The 14,595-nt window shown below is 70.8% G+C and carries 11 protein-coding genes and 1 pseudogene; 2 read left to right on the plus strand and 10 right to left on the minus strand.

Annotated features, from left to right (window positions below):
• Positions 1-174 precede the first annotated feature (174 nt).
• The 10 genes and pseudogenes from AQJ46_RS08510 to AQJ46_RS08555 all read right to left on the minus strand — a co-directional run bounded on the left by AQJ46_RS08510 (position 175) and on the right by AQJ46_RS08555 (position 11,224).
• Entirely contained in the window at positions 175-1,728 is a 1,554-nt protein-coding gene (locus AQJ46_RS08510) for an NADH-quinone oxidoreductase subunit N (RefSeq protein WP_263972860.1), read from the minus strand.
• A complete protein-coding gene (locus tag AQJ46_RS08515; protein ID WP_057607947.1) occupies positions 1,725-3,299 on the minus strand; it encodes an NADH-quinone oxidoreductase subunit M in 1,575 nt (524 codons plus the stop codon). Before AQJ46_RS08515 ends, AQJ46_RS08510 begins: the two co-directional genes overlap by 4 nt.
• Before the next feature lie 6 nt (positions 3,300-3,305).
• Entirely contained in the window at positions 3,306-5,300 is a 1,995-nt protein-coding gene (locus tag AQJ46_RS08520; RefSeq protein WP_059204950.1) for an NADH-quinone oxidoreductase subunit 5 family protein, read from the minus strand.
• On the minus strand, positions 5,297-5,704 hold the full coding sequence (nuoK, locus tag AQJ46_RS08525; protein WP_059204951.1) for an NADH-quinone oxidoreductase subunit NuoK: 408 nt from the start codon (positions 5,702-5,704) through the stop codon (positions 5,297-5,299). The genes AQJ46_RS08520 and nuoK overlap by 4 nt, the downstream gene beginning before the upstream one ends.
• On the minus strand, positions 5,704-6,414 hold the full coding sequence (locus tag AQJ46_RS08530) for an NADH-quinone oxidoreductase subunit J family protein (RefSeq protein WP_059204952.1): 711 nt from the start codon (positions 6,412-6,414) through the stop codon (positions 5,704-5,706). Before AQJ46_RS08530 ends, nuoK begins: the two co-directional genes overlap by 1 nt.
• Positions 6,411-6,980 (minus strand): NuoI/complex I 23 kDa subunit family protein, encoded by a 570-nt coding sequence (locus tag AQJ46_RS08535; protein WP_059204953.1) that lies wholly within the window; start codon positions 6,978-6,980, stop codon positions 6,411-6,413. Before AQJ46_RS08535 ends, AQJ46_RS08530 begins: the two co-directional genes overlap by 4 nt.
• Positions 6,981-6,982: 2 nt before the next feature.
• Positions 6,983-7,951, minus strand: a complete 969-nt coding sequence (locus AQJ46_RS08540; RefSeq protein ID WP_057607952.1) for a complex I subunit 1/NuoH family protein — start codon at positions 7,949-7,951, stop codon at positions 6,983-6,985.
• A gap of 1,175 nt (positions 7,952-9,126) precedes the next feature.
• Positions 9,127-10,140 (minus strand): annotated as a pseudogene (locus AQJ46_RS58995) (NADH-quinone oxidoreductase subunit C); the annotation flags it as partial.
• The gene (locus AQJ46_RS08550) at positions 10,137-10,811 is read right to left on the minus strand and encodes an NADH-quinone oxidoreductase subunit B (protein ID WP_059204955.1); all 675 of its coding nucleotides are present in this window, start codon (positions 10,809-10,811) and stop codon (positions 10,137-10,139) included. The gene AQJ46_RS08550 and the pseudogene AQJ46_RS58995, both read right to left, overlap by 4 nt.
• Entirely contained in the window at positions 10,802-11,224 is a 423-nt protein-coding gene (locus tag AQJ46_RS08555) for an NADH-quinone oxidoreductase subunit A (RefSeq protein WP_057607955.1), read from the minus strand. The genes AQJ46_RS08550 and AQJ46_RS08555 overlap by 10 nt, the downstream gene beginning before the upstream one ends.
• Before the next feature lie 221 nt (positions 11,225-11,445).
• Here AQJ46_RS08555 and AQJ46_RS08560 point away from each other — a divergent pair, with 221 nt between their 5' ends.
• Positions 11,446-12,669: a sensor histidine kinase gene (locus tag AQJ46_RS08560; RefSeq protein ID WP_059204956.1), complete on the plus strand. Its 1,224-nt coding sequence runs from the start codon at positions 11,446-11,448 to the stop codon at positions 12,667-12,669.
• A 112-nt stretch (positions 12,670-12,781) separates the two neighbouring features.
• Complete coding sequence (locus tag AQJ46_RS08565; RefSeq protein ID WP_059204957.1) at positions 12,782-14,125, plus strand: sensor histidine kinase; 1,344 nt, start codon at positions 12,782-12,784, stop codon at positions 14,123-14,125.
• Positions 14,126-14,595: the final 470 nt, after the last annotated feature.

Consider the following 14,595-nt stretch of genomic DNA (forward strand, 5'->3'; position numbering starts at 1 on the left):
TTGCTGATCTCCGATGTCTTCCGATGCCACCGGTCCGTGATGTCACGTCCAGTGGACCCTCCCGTTTTGCTCAACGCCAGGCGAGGGTCACTAGTTCCCTTGTGCGCGCGGAGGCCCAGGTGGGCCGTCCGGGTGATGATCCAAGGGTGGCTGTTCAGGTTCGGGAGGACCGGGTCAGAAGAGCCCGGTGTCGGTGAAGCGCAACACCAGCTGGGGCGCGCCCGAAAGGGCGACGCCGAGGACGCCGGTCAGGGCGAGCGCGGCGGTGAGGGGGGCGGGGACGCGGTGCGCGGCGGGTTCGCCCTCGGGCGCCCTGAACAGCAGTGTCGTCCACTGGAGGTAGTAGAAGAGCGCGATCACGACGTTGACGGCCATGACCACGGCGAGCCATCCGAGGCCGGCGTCCACGGCCGCCGAGAAGACGGTGACCTTGGCGAACAGGCCGATGATGCCCGGCGGCAGCCCTGCCAGGCAGAGCAGGAAGAAGGCCAGGAGGAGCGCGGCGAGCGGGTTGGTCGCGTAGAGGCCGCGATAGTCGGTGATGCGGTTCGCGGCCCTCGTTCGGCCCACCAGCGCGGCCACCGCGAAGGCACCGAGGTTCACGGCGGCGTACATGAGGGCGTAGGCGACGGTGGAGCCGACGGACCGCTCGGCGTCGTCGGAGTAGGCGGCGGCGGCGATCGGGACGAGGAGGTAGCCGGCCTGGCCGACGGAGGACCAGGCGAGCAGCCGTACGGCGCTGTACGCGCGCGTGGCCTGCTGTCGGAGCGCGCCGACGTTGCCGACGGTCATGGTGAAGGCGGCGAGCGTGGCGAGCGCCGGGCCCCAGACGTCGGCGTACGACGGCAGGGCGACGACGGTGACGAGGATCAGGCCGGAGAAGCCGACCGTTTTGCCGACGACCGACAAGTAGGCGGCGATGGGGAGGGGTGCGCCGACGTAGGTGTCGGGCACCCAGAAGTGGAAGGGGACGGCGGCCGTCTTGAAGGCGAAGCCGACGAGGGTGAGGACGACGCCGGTCTGGGCGAGGGTGTGGAGCTGTCCGTCGACGTCCTGGATGCGGTCGGCGATCTGTGTGAGGTACAGGGTGCCCGTGGAGGCGTACACGAAGCTGATGCCCATGAGGCTGACCGCGGTCGCGGTGACCGAGGACAGGAAGAACTTCAGGGCCGCTTCGGAGGACTTCCTGTCGCCGTGCCGGATGCCGACGAGGGCGAAGGCGGGCAGGGAGGCGACTTCCAGGGCGACGACGAGGGTCGCCAGGTCGCGGGAGGCGGGCAGGAGTGCGGCGCCGGCGGCCGAAGAGAGCAGCAGGAACCAGTACTCCCCTTCGGGGAGTCTCTTGTCGGCGTCCTTGAGGGTGGTGACCGACAGGAGGGCCGCCAGGAGGGCGCCGCCCAGGACGAGGAACTGGATGACGAGGGTGAAGCGGTCGGCCGCATAGCTGCACACGTCGGCGTCGCCGGTCAGGCAGAAGGTGCTGCGGTCGCCGTCCAGGAGGGGCAGCAGCAGGAGCACGGAGGCTGCCAGGCCCGCGACCGAGACCCACCCGAGCAGGGCTTTCTTCTGCTCGCCGACGAACAGGTCTGCGACGAGGACGACGAGTCCGACGACCGCCGCGAGGGTGGGTGGCGCGATCGCGAGCCAGTCGACGGACTGCACGAGGTTCGCGGCCAGGGGCTCGGCCGAAGAAGCCAGTGGCTGAGCCATGGCGGCCAGGGTGCTCATCGGTTGCCTCCTGCGAGGAGCTGCTGGACGGCCGGGTCGGTGAGGCCGAGGAGGGCCTTCGGCCACAGGCCCGCCGCGACGGTGAGGGCGACGAGCGGCGTCCAGGCCGCGAACTCGTACGTGTGGACGTCGGCGAGCTGGGGGGCGTCCTGGGGTACGGCGCCCATGCAGACGCGGCGGACCACGACGAGCATGTACGCGGCCGTCAGGAGGGTGCCGAACGCGCCGATCGCCATGAAGGTGAGGAAGGCGGGGCGGCTGAGGTCGTCGGCGGGCTTGAAGGCGCCGAACAGGGCCAGCATCTCGCCCCAGAATCCGGCGAGGCCGGGCAGGCCGAGTGAGGCGACCGCACCGAAGGCCAGCAGGCCGCCGAGGCGCGGGGCCTTGCCGTACAGGGCGGCGCCGGTCTCCTCGGCCAGGGTGTCGAGGTCGGTGGTGCCGGTGCGGTCCTTCAGGGCGCCGACCAGGAAGAACAGGAGGCCGGTGATGAGGCCGTGGGCGATGTTGGCGAACAGGGCGCCGTTCACGCCGGTCGGGGTCATGGTGGCGATGCCGAGGAGGACGAAGCCCATGTGCCCGACGGAGGAGTAGGCGATGAGGCGCTTGAGATCGCCCTTCGCGCCACGTTTGGCGAGGGCGAGGCAGGCCAGGGATCCGTAGATGATCCCGACCACGGCGAAGGCGGCGAGGTAGGGCGCGAAGTCGCGGAAGCCGTCGGGGGCGATCGGCAGCAAAATCCGGACGAACCCGTACGTTCCCATCTTCAGCAGGACGCCGGCCAGCAGGACCGAGCCGACGGTCGGCGCGGCGGTGTGGGCGTCGGGCAGCCAGCTGTGCAGCGGCCACATCGGGGTCTTGACCGCGAGCCCGATCCCGATCGCCAGAACGGCGATGACCTGCACGGATGCGGACAGTGACCGGCCGTTGTCAGTGGCGAGTGCCACCATGTCGAATGTGCCCGCCTTGATCCCGATCAGGAGCAGGCCCAGCAGCATGACGACCGAGCCGAGCAGTGTGTAGAGGATGAAGCGCCAGGCGGCGGCCTGACGGTCCTCGCCGCCCCACCGGGCGATGAGGAAGTACATCGGGACGAGCACCATCTCGAACGCGAGGAAGAACAGCAGCAGATCGAGGACGGCGAAGCTCGCGAGGGTGCCGGACTCGAGCATGAGCAGCAGTGCGACGAAGGCCTTCGGGGTGGGGCCCGCGGGCATCTTGAAGTACGAGTAGAGCGCGCAGAGGAAGGTCAGCAGCGCCGTCAGGACCAGAAGGGGGAGGGAGATGCCGTCGATGCCGAGGTGGATGCGCACGTCGAGCGCCGGGATCCAGCTGATGTCGGTTGTGGCCTGCATCTTCGACGGATGGTCGTGGTCGAAGCCGAGTGCCAGGACGATCGCGGCGATGAGGATCACGCCGGTGACCGTCACGCCGTGCCGCAGTACGGCCTGGTCCGGTGACTTCCCCTTCAGTCCGGGCGGGGCCGGCAGCAGAGCCGTGACGGCGCCCAGGAGCGGACCGGCCACGACGAACGCCAGAAGGAACTGCATCACGGACTCGTTGATATCGATCACGCCTGCTCACGCTCCCGTGGCGACGAGGACGACGGCGACCGCGAGGACGACGGTGCCGGCGAGCAGCGCGCTCACATAGGTCTGCAGATTGCCGGTCTGGGCCCGTCGTACGGCGGTGCCGAGCCAGCGGGGCAGTGTTCCCGCGCCGCGCACGTAGGTCTCTACGACTTCGCGGTCCAGGAACCGGACGAGGGTGGCTCCGGCCTGGACCGGGCGGACGAAGAGGGCCGTGTACAGGGCGTCCAGGTGGAAGCCGACGGCCGCGTGACGGTGCAGTGGGCCGAGCAGCAACCGTCCGGGGTCCGCGGGGTCGGGCGCGTAGGCCACGTCTCCGTAAGCGGGCTCGTGGGTGGCGATGGCCTCGGCCTCGACCAGTCCGGCGTCGCCCTCGGGGTGGGCGGCGACCGCACCCAGCGGGACGCGGGCCGTGACCGCACTGGTGTGCCGCCAGGCCGCGTAGGTGACGAGGCCGCCGATCAGGGCCACGCCCGTGCCGACGACGGAGGTGGTGAGGGTCGGGGTGAGGTCGCGGCCGTCGAACCAGTCGGGCAGCACGCGGTAGGAGAACGCGCCGAGGGCGAGGGACGGGGCCGCGAGGACCCAGAGGACCACGGTCATCGTCAAAGGCTGGCGTCCGTGATCGGGGGCTTCGGTGCCACGCCCGCGGAAGGCCAGCAGCCACAGCCGCGTCGCGTACGCGGCTGTGAGCAGGGCCGTGAGGAGGCCTGCGACGAGGGTGATCCAGCCTGCGGCGCCGGGGGCGTGTTCGGTGTGGCCGGTCGCGACGTGCTCGGCCGCGCCGAGGACGGACTCCTTGGAGAAGAAGCCGCTGAAGGGCGGGATCGCGGCGAGCGCGAGGAGCGCCACGGTCATCGTCCAGTAGGCGTCGGGGACCCGGGCGCTGAGGTCCTTCATACGGGACATGGCGGCCAGGGAGTTGGTGCCGGCGGCGTGGATGATCACGCCGGCCGCGAGGAACAGCAGCGCCTTGAAGGCGCCGTGGGACAGGAGGTGGAAGACGGCGGCACCGCGGTCGCCGACGGCGAGGGCGCCGGTCATGTAGCCGAGCTGGCCGATCGTCGAGTAGGCGAGGACACGCTTGATGTCGTCCTGGGCGAGCGCGGCGAGGCCCGAACCGATCATCGTGACGGCGGCCATGACGGCCAGGACCACCATCGCGGCCTGAGAGGCCTCGAAGACCGGGAGGAGACGGGCGATGAAGTAGACACCGGCGGCAACCATCGTCGCGGCGTGGATCAGCGCGGAGACGGGCGTGGGGCCCGCCATCGCGTCGGGGAGCCAGGTGTGCAGCGGGAACTGCGCCGACTTGCCCGCCACGCCCGCGAGGAGGAGCAGGGCGATCAGGGTCGGGTGGTCGAGCCCGCCGTGCGCGACGGCGTCCAGGACCTTCGTGATCCGGAAGGAGCCTGCGTCGGTGGCCAGGGCGAACAGGCCGATCAGGAAGGGGACGTCACCGAGCTTGGTCACCAGGAATGCCTTGAGGGAGGCGGCGCGGGCCTCCGGGGTCTCCCAGTAGTGGCCGACCAGGAAGTACGAGCAGATGCCCATGATCTCCCAGCCGACCAGCAGCACGATCAGGTCGCCGGAGTAGACGACGAGCAGCATCGCGGAGGTGAAGAGGGAGACGAGAGCGGCGTAGGAGGGGTAGCGCGGGTCGTCGCGCAGATAGCCGGTCGAGTAGATCTGCACACAGGTGGCGACGAAGGCGACCAGGACGGCGACGAGGGCGGCGAAGCCGTCGATGTACAGGGCGAGTTCGATCGGGACCGAGCCGGTCGGGGTGAGTTCGGTGGCGGCGTTCACCGTCTGGTCGCCGCCCTGGCGTACGGCGACCACGGCGGCGAGCGCAAGGGCGACCAGAGGCGGCAGAACGGCGAGCGGGCGGGCGAAGCCGGGGGCGGTGCGGCCCAGGAGCAGGCCGGCTGCGGCCCCCAGGAAGGGAAGGAGGGGGACGAGGACGGCGAGGGTGGTCGTGGTCACGCGGTGGCCTCAGCCTTCCCGGTCCGCCCGGACTCTGCGGCCTGTTCGGCCGTGCGGGCGTCGTCGTCGGAGGTGTCGGGGTCGTGGCCCTCGGCCGTGTCGCGGAGCTTGTCGATGTCGGCGGTGCCGCGGTTGCGGTGGACGGCGAGGACGATCGCGAGGCCGATGCCGATCTCGGCGGCGGCGATGGCGATGGTGAACAGGGTCAGGGCCTGGCCGGAGTGCAGGGTCTCCTCCGCGGCCCTGCTGAGCCAGACGTCGAAGGCGACCAGGTTCAGGTTGACGGCGTTGAGCATCAACTCGACCGACATCAGGACGAGGATCGCGTTACGGCGGGCCAGGACGCCGTAGAGGCCGGTGCAGAAGAGGAGGGCAGAGAGTACGGCGGGATAGGCGAGGTGCATCAGCGGGCGCCTTCCTGCTCAGTCGAGTCTGTTTCCCTGGCCGACTTGGTTCCCTTGGCCGACTCGGTTCCCGCGACCGGCCCATTTCGCCCGATCGTGTGATTGCGGGAATCAGGGACGGATGGGGAACTACCGGTCGAGGCTCGGGAGTTCACAGGGGGAGAGCTCGACTCCGCCTTCGCCTTGCGGGACAGGACGATCGCGCCGACCAGCGCCGCGAGGAGCAGGACGGAGAGGGCCTCGAAGGGGAGGACCCAATTCTGGAACAGGCTCGCGCCGGTTGCCTCGGTGGAGCCGGCGGCGGGGCCGTCCAGGTCGATCCAGGTGGTGCGGAAGGCGTCGACGACCACCCAGACCAGAGCGGCCGCTGCGGCAAGGGCCACCACGAGGGCGGCCCAGCGGTTGCCGGAGTCGGCGTCCGGGGAGCGGCCGATGGGAGCCCTGGTGAGCATCAGACCGAACAGAAGGAGGACGACGACGGAGCCGACGTAGATGAGGACCTGCACCCACGCGATGAACTCGGCGGTGAGCAGGAGGTATTCGACGGCGAGGCCGCCGAGGGCCACCACCAGCCACAGGGCGGCGTGCACCAGCTGCTTGGTGGTGACGGTGATGATCGCGGCTCCGAAGGTGACCAGGCCGACGAGCAGGAAGGCGATCTCGACGCCGGTCGGGGAAAGGAAGCCGTGCGCTGCCTGGGCGAGGGTCACGACTCCTCCCCCTGGGGATCGGCCGACGGGGCCGGCTCGGCCTGGGCCGCCGCCAGCTTCTCGGCGGCCTTGCGGGCGGTGGCGATCTCCTTCGGTTCCTCCGCACCGGGGTCGAGGGCAGGTGGGGCCGGGACGGTCCACATCCACTCACGGAGCTTGTCCCGCTCGTGGGTGAGCTCGCGGATGTCGGTCTCGGCGTACTCGAACTCGGGGGACCAGAACAGGGCGTCGAAAGGACACACCTCGATGCAGATACCGCAGTACATGCAGAGGGAGAAGTCGATGGCGAAGCGGTCGAGGACGTTGCGGCTGCGTTCGCGGCCACCGGGGGCCGCCGCCGGGACCGTCTCCTTGTGGGAGTCGATGTAGATGCACCAGTCGGGGCACTCACGGGCGCACAGCATGCAGACGGTGCAGTTCTCCTCGAACAGTCCGATCACCCCGCGGGTGCGGGGCGGGAGGTCGGGCTGGGCGTCGGGGTACTGCTCGGTGACGGTCTTCTTCGTCATCGTGCGCAGGGTGACGGCCAGGCCCTTGGCAAGACCCGAGCCAGGAATGGGGGCCATGGTTACTGGATCACCACCTTGACGATGCCGGTGAGGGCGATCTGGGCGAGGGAGAGGGGGACGAGGAGGGTCCAGGAGAGTTTCTGGAGCTGGTCCTCGCGCAGGCGGGGATAGGTCACGCGGAGCCAGATGACGACGAAGGCGAGCACGGCCGCCTTGAGGAGGGTCCAGACCCAGCCGAGCCCGTCGGCGCCCCAGGGGCCGTGCCAGCCGCCCAGGAAGAGGACGGTGGTCAGGCCGCACAGGACGACGATTCCGGCGTACTCGGCGAGGAGGAACAGGGCGAAACGCAGGCCGGTGTACTCGGTGTAGGCGCCGAAGATGATCTCCGAGTCGGCGACCGGCATGTCGAAGGGAGGGCGCTGGAGTTCGGCGAGACCGGCGACGAAGAACACGATCGCGCCGACGATCTGCCAGGGCAGCCACCACCACTCGAAGGCGTCGAGGATGCCGGGGAGGGAGACGGTTCCGGCCGCCATCGCCACCGAGGCGGCGGTGAGCAGCATCGGGAGTTCGTAGGCGAGGAGCTGTGCGGCGGTGCGCAGGCCGCCGAGGAGGGAGAACTTGTTGGCGGAGGCCCAGCCGGCCATGAGGGAGCCGAGGACGCCCACGCCCATCACGGCGAGCACGAAGAACACGCCCGCGTCGACGACCTCACCGACGGCGCCCTCGCCGGGGCCGATCGGGATGGCGAGGAGGACCAGGAGGTAGGGCAGGAGGGCGACGGCGGGGGCAAGTTGGAAGATACGGCGGTCCGCGCCCGCCGGTACGACGTCTTCCTTCTGGGCGAACTTCACGCCGTCCGCGACGAGTTGGGCCCAGCCGTGGAAGCCGCCGGCGTACATCGGGCCCAGGCGGCCCTGCATGTGGGCCATCACCTTGTGCTCGGTCTGGCCGATGAGCAGGGGGAAGGTGAGAAAGACGACGAAGACGATCAGGAGTCGCAGGGCGACGTCGAGAGCGTCATTCACTGCGGGCCTCCTTCGGGCTTGTCGGGAGTGGGGGTGTGAGTGTCGGGGCTGGAGGGCTCGTCAGGGGCCGGGTCCTCGGAGGCCTGGGCGGCGCGATCAGGGCTCCCGTCGGCGCCATCTGGGCGTTCCGGGTCCTGGGTGTCCTCGGGGGCCTCAGGTGCCTCGGATGTCGGGGGGCGCCCGGAAGTCTGGGGCCGCTCGGGGGTCTTGGATCCCTCGGAGGTCGTGGACTCGTCGGGGGCGGGGGTCGGCTCGGAAGCCGGGGGCTTTTCCGGAACCTCGGGAGCATCGGAAGCCTGCGGCTCTTCCGGGGTCTCGCGACCGTCGGAAGCCGACAGTTCCTCCGCAACCCCACGACCACCGGAAGCCGGTGACTCCTCCGGAACCTGGAGGTCTTCGGAAGCTGCGGGACCTTCTGGGGCCGTGGAGGCTCTCGAGGCTGTGGGCTTCTGGGAGGCCTTGCGCACCTCCGGCTCCTCGGGGCGTTCGGAGACGCCGGGGTCCCCGGGACGCATGGAGACTCCGCTGTTCCCCAATGGAGAAGGGCGCTGGGAGACTCCGGGGTCCTCGGATGAGGAAGGGCGCTCGGAGACTCCGCCGGCCTCAGATGCGGAGGGGCGCTCGGAGACTCCGGGGTCCCCGGGTGTGGGAGGCCGCTTCGGTTCCTGGTCGTCGAAGGCCGGGCGGGCATGGTGCCACGGTGCGTCCGGGCTGCGGGGGGTGGTGGGGGGCTTGGGCGGCACGGGGTTCGTGCTCGCGTCGTCGGTCGTCGGCTCGGTCGGGGCCGCCGCGGCGCGCTGACTCGCGGAACCGCTCGAGGCGGTGCGCGCCCGGCGAGGTCCGGCCGGTGCACCGCCCGTCGCTCCCGGACGCTGAGGTGAGGGGGCAGGCGGCGCCGGGGAGTCCGAGGCGGGTGTGGGCGAACCCTTCCGCTGGGAGTCCGATGAGGACGCGGGCAAGCCGGTTGCCGGTGCTTCGGACTCGGGCGCTCCGTCGGCTGGGACTGCGGAACCGGCGCCGGTGTCGTCGGCCTCCGGTGCCGCCTGGCTGGCCGAGCCCTGCGCAGCGCTACGGGTGCGCCGGGGGCCCCCCGTCGGCGACACGGGGGGAGCCCCCTCCGTCGCCCCCGGCGTGGTCTGGCTCGCCGACTCCTCGGCCGCCGAACGCGCCCGCCGCGGCCCAGCCCCGGTCGCATCCGCCGCACCCGACGCCCCTGACACCTCCGCCTGACTCGCCGAACCCTCCGCCGCCGAACGCGCCCCACGAGGCCCAGCCCCGGTCGCATCCGCCGCACCCGAAGTCCCAGAAACCTCCGCCTGACTCGCCGAACCCTCCGCCGCCGAACGCGCCCCACGAGGCCCAGCCTCCGACGCACCCGTCGCACCCGACGCCCCTGACACCTCCCCCTGACTCGCCGAACCCTCCGCCGCCGAACGCGCCCCACGAGGCCCAGCCCCGGTCGCATCCGCCGCACCCGAAGTCCCAGAAACCTCCCCCTGACTCGCCGAACCCTCCGCCGCCGAACGCGCCCGGCGCACGGGGCGGTCGCCCGTGGCGCGGGGTGGGCGTTCGGTCGGGGGGCGGCCCGCTGTGCGGGTGGGGCGGGTCGGGGCCGGGGGGAGTTGGCCCTTCAGGGGGCCCCATTCGTTCGGGTCGGGGACTCCTGGGGGGAGCATCTGGCGGCGTTTGGGGCCGCCGTGTTCGGACTCGCCCGGCTCCTTGGCGCCGGGCCAGGCCTTGGCGACGCGGGCGGCCAGGACGAAGTCCTTGCGGAGGGGATGGCCCTCGAAGGTTTCCGGCAGGAGGAGGTGATTCAGGGAGGGGTGGCCCTCGAAGGTGACGCCGAACATCTCGTGGGTCTCGCGCTCGTGCCAGGCGGCACCCGCGTAGACGTCGACGGCGGTGGGCAGCACCGGGGTCTCGTGGGAGATCGTCGTACGCAGCAGCAGGCGTCGTACCGGGGAGAGGGCCGCCACGTGGGCCGCCACGCGGAAGCCGGTGCCCGGTTCGTCGACGGCGCTGAGCCAGTCGAAGTAGGTGCAACCCAACTCGTCGCGGGCGACGCGCAGTGCCGTGACCCAGGTCGTGGGCGGGACGTCCACGGTCAGGACCTCGTACGACTCCTCGGCGGTGGCCGCGGGGCCGAAGAGTTCCTCGGCGGGGGCGGGGAGCCAACCGACGGCGGTCACTGTGACTCCCCCTTGCCCGAAGCCGGATCCGAAGCCGGAGCCGAAGCCGACGCAGGGGCAGAGGCAGAGGCAGAGGCAGGCGGCTTCACCAACCCGCTCTGCAGCGCAGCCGCCGACGGACGCGCCGTGGACGGCCCGTACCGCTCCTCCAGCGACTCCCGGGCGATCTTCTCCTGGAGCTTCAGGATTCCCTGGAGCAGGGCCTCGGGGCGGGGCGGGCAGCCGGGGACGTAGACGTCGACGGGGATGATCTGGTCGACGCCCTTCGTCACGGAGTACGAGTCCCAGTACGGGCCGCCGCAGTTGGAACAGGCGCCGAAGGAGATGACGTACTTGGGCTCGGGCATCTGCTCGTACAGACGTTTCACCGCCGGTGCCATCTTGTCCGTGACCGTGCCGGAGACGACCATCAGGTCGGCCTGTCGCGGGCCCGGTGCGAAGGGGATGACGCCGAGGCGGATGAAGTCGTGGCGGGCCATCGACGCGGCGATGAACTCGATGGCGCAGCAGGCGAGACCGAAGTTGAAGACCCACAGGGAGTACCGGCGGCCCCAGTTGAGGATCACCTTCATCGGCTCGGGGGCGAGGCGGGCGAGGGCGCCCAGCCGTTGCGGCTCCGGGAGCAGCACGGGCTCCGTGGCAGCGGAGTCGACCGCAGGGTTCACGTCCATGTCAGGACACCCTTCTTGTACGCGTACAGCAGTCCCACGGCGAGGAAGCCGAGGAAGATGAACATCTCGACGAGGGTCGTCGCGCCGTAGCCGGGAGCCGCGAAGACCGTCGCCCACGGGAACAGGAAGATCGAGTCGACGGCGAAGATGACGTAGAGGAAGGCGTAGACGTAATAGCGGACCTGGGTGTGGGCCCAGCCCTCGCCGACGGGGTCGACTCCGCACTCGTACGTCAGGAGCTTCTCGGGGGTGGGCACCACGGGTCGCAGCAGACGGCCGGCGCCGAAGGCGACCGCGACGAACAGCACGCCGACGACGGCGAGCAGTCCGACGACCGAGTACGACTGGAAGTAGTCCGCCGCGACGACGGTCGGATCGACGACGGTTGCATCGACGACGGTCGGTTCCGGCACGTCCGCCCCTCACTCCCTGTGAGCACGCTGAACACAGTGGTCACGCTGAACACCACTGTTCGACGATCTGTACGCTCGGGAGTCTAGGCCCTGATAAAGGGACGGTAAGCAGCCCGTCACCCCCGGAAAGCCATCCGAAAGGCCGGGGTGGGGTTTTCCCCCGCAAGCCGCGGCGGCCCGCCTCATGGCGCACGGCGGTCCGGGGCGGCACGCTAGCCCATATGACCGAACGCCATTCGTCCCCGAGCCGCGCCGTGACCACCGGCAGACACGGCGGAACCGACGACGGCCGGCCGCCGCCGGCCCGTTTCGCCTACGACGCGCACACCTGGAAGGAGATCGCCCATCTCCTGGCGAACCTTCCGGTGTCGATCCTGGGCTTCACCTACGTCGTGACGGTGCTGTTCACCGGTTTCTGGCTGACCGTCACGGTGATCGGATTCCCCTTGCTCGCGGCGGGTCTGCTGGGCGCGCGGCAGCTCGGCAAGCTGGAGCGGGCGCGGGCCCGGGCACTGCTCGGCGTGCGGGTGGACGAACCGAGCCGTCTGCCGTGGCGTACCCAGAACGGCGGCAACGGCTTCTTCGCCCAGCTGTGGATGGGGGTGAAGGACCCCGTGGGCTGGCGGACGGTGCTGTACGACTTCATCCGGCTGCCCTGGGGGGTGCTCACCTTCACCATCACGCTGACCTCGTTGTTCGTGCTGTGGCCGGTCCTGCCGTTCATCGCGCGGGGGCTCGCCAACGTGGACCGGGCGATGGTGCGTGGTCTGCTGTCGCCCTCCGACGAGCTGGAACGCCGTATCGCCGAACTGGAGTCCGACCGGGGGGTCGTCGTCGACACGGCCGCGGCCGATCTACGGCGTATCGAGCGCGACCTGCACGACGGGGCGCAGGCCCGGCTGGTCAACCTGGCCATGGGTCTCGGCCTCGCGAAGGAAAAGCTCCTGGAGGACCCCGAGTACGCACAGGCGATGGTCGAGGAGGCCCACGGCGAGGTGAAGCTGGCGCTGCAGGAGCTGCGGGATCTGGCGCGGGGCATCCATCCGGCCGTACTGACCGACCGAGGCCTCGACGCGGCGCTGTCCAGTGTCGCCTCGCGCTGCACGGTCCCGGTGAAGGTGACCGCCGACCTCGACGCGCGCCCGGTCCAGGCGATCGAGGGGATCGCCTACTTCACCGTCTCCGAGCTGCTCCAGAACATCAGCAAGCACAGCGGGGCCCGGTCGGCGTCGGTCGACGTGTGGCGCTCGGAGAACAGGCTGCTCATCCAGGTGTGGGACGACGGCCGCGGCGGGGCCCGGCTCGACGGTGGCACCGGTATGCGCGGGCTCGCGGAGCGCCTCGACGCGGTCGACGGGCTGTTCGTCATCGACTCGCCGCCGGGCGGGCCGACGGTCGTCACGGCGGAGCTGCCGTGGCGGGACCGTGGCCTGGAGAAGGGGTAGGGAAAACCCCCCTTTCAAGAGGCCGACGGCCTCCATGGTCCGTTGAGCTGCGGCCCAGCAGGGTGGAGATACGACACCACAGGCGCGGGACGAGAGAAGAAGGACGACGTCGATGGCCACGGACTACGGGTACGACAGTGGGCTCGGGTTCCCCGAGACGGTACGGCGGCACCGGGTGCCGGCCGGGCTGCGGGCGCCGTTCGAGGGGCGGACCTGGCGGGAGTTCGGCTATGTGCTGCTGAGCCTGCCGATCAGCATCGTGATGTTCACGTACGCCGTCACGATGATCTCGCTCGGCGCGGGCCTCCTCGTGACCTTCCTCGGGATTCCGGTCTTCGCGGCCGGGCTCGCCGGATGCCGTGGGCTCGGGGCACTGGAGCGGGCACGGGCCCGGGGGCTGCTGGGTCTCGAGGTCGGCGATCCGGAGCCGCTCAGGATGCGGAAGTCCGGGTTCATGGCGTGGATGGGGGCGGTGCTCAAGAGCGGGACGTCGTGGCGGACGCTGCTGTACTCGGTGCTGCACCTGCCGTGGGCGGCGTTCTCGTTCGTCGTCGCGGTGAACTTCTGGGTGTACGGGTGGGCGCTGCTGACGTATCCGCTGTGGTTCTGGGTCTTCCCGGCGTACGTCGGTCAGGACGGGCTTCAGCTCTACGGCGACCAGACGCACCACATCTACCTGGACAACCCGTTCGAGATCGGTGTGACCGCGCTGGTGGGACTGCTGTTCACGCTGGCCACGCCGTGGATCGTGCGGGCGCTGACGATGGTGGACCGGGTGATGGTGCACGGGCTGCTCGGGCCGACCCGGCTGACGGCACGGGTGGTGGAGCTGGAGTCCGACCGGGGGGTCGTGGTGGACACGGCGGCCGCGGATCTGCGTCGGATCGAGCGGGATCTGCACGACGGTGCGCAGGCTCGGCTGGTGGCGCTGGCCATGGATCTGGGGCTGGCGAAGGAGAAGCTCACGGAGGATCCTGCCGCGGCGGCGCGGATGGTGGACGAGGCGCACGGTGAGGTGAAGACGGCGCTTCAGGAGCTGCGGGATCTGGCGCGGGGGATTCATCCGGCGGTGCTGACCGACCGGGGGCTGGACGCCGCGCTGTCGGCGGTGGCTTCCCGGTGCACGGTGCCGGTGCAGGTGGAGGTGGATCTGCCGGCCCGGCCCGCGCCGGCGATCGAGGGGATCGCGTACTTCACGGTGTCGGAGCTGCTGCAGAACATCAGCAAGCACTCTCGGGCGACGTTCGCCGCGGTGGATGTGTGGCGGGTGGAGAACCGGTTGATGCTCCAGGTCGTGGACAACGGGGTGGGTGGGGCCGATGTGTCCTCCGGGTCCGGGCTTGCGGGGTTGGCGGAGCGGCTGGACGCGGTGGACGGGATCCTGGTGGTGGATTCGCCGGTCGGGGGGCCCACTCGGGTGACGGCGGAGTTGCCGTGGCGGGACGAGCGGGTGTGACGGGTACGGCGTGAGAGGGCGGTGGGGGTGTTCGCCCCCGCCGCCCTTGGCCATTCCCCTCCCCCAGGGGCTGCCGTCCCTTCGACCCCGCGGGGGGTCCGCAGGTCTGCCCCTGCGGCGGGTCCCGGGGCCCGCAAGGACTGGCGCCCGGCGAGGTGCCTGGACCCCGCAAAACCCAGCGCCCGCGAGGTACCCGGCCCGCACACCCGGCGCCCTGCGAGCCGCCTGTCCCCGCACGACTCGACGCCCTGCGCGACGCCCGCCCCCGCAAAACCCGGCGCCCCGCCCTCCCCCAAACCCCCGGCATCTCTCCGCCCCCGCCGGAGCCCCGCGGCGAGGATGGCCGGATTTCGAGTGTGGTCCCGTGTTATCGGGCCCTTGTTCGTATTCCTGGGGTCCTAATCCCGTTGCCCGCGCCCACCCGGATCCGAATGCTGGAATGCTGGACTTGTCCAGCGGGTGGACAGGGA

This window comes from Streptomyces canus (assembly GCF_001514145.1).
GTDB classification, from domain to species: Bacteria; Actinomycetota; Actinomycetes; order Streptomycetales; family Streptomycetaceae; genus Streptomyces; species Streptomyces canus.

Excerpts from the sequence above, each read along its gene's own strand:
- AQJ46_RS08560 (WP_059204956.1), top strand. The coding sequence starts at position 11,446 with ATGACCGAACGCCATTCGTCCCCGAGCCGCGCCGTGACCACCGGCAGA.
- AQJ46_RS08565 (WP_059204957.1), top strand. The coding sequence starts at position 12,782 with ATGGCCACGGACTACGGGTACGACAGTGGGCTCGGGTTCCCCGAGACG.
- AQJ46_RS08535 (WP_059204953.1), bottom strand. The coding sequence starts at position 6,980 with ATGGCCCCCATTCCTGGCTCGGGTCTTGCCAAGGGCCTGGCCGTCACC.
- AQJ46_RS08550 (WP_059204955.1), bottom strand. The coding sequence starts at position 10,811 with ATGGACGTGAACCCTGCGGTCGACTCCGCTGCCACGGAGCCCGTGCTG.
- nuoK (WP_059204951.1), bottom strand. The coding sequence starts at position 5,704 with ATGCACCTCGCCTATCCCGCCGTACTCTCTGCCCTCCTCTTCTGCACC.
- AQJ46_RS08510 (WP_263972860.1), bottom strand. The coding sequence starts at position 1,728 with ATGAGCACCCTGGCCGCCATGGCTCAGCCACTGGCTTCTTCGGCCGAG.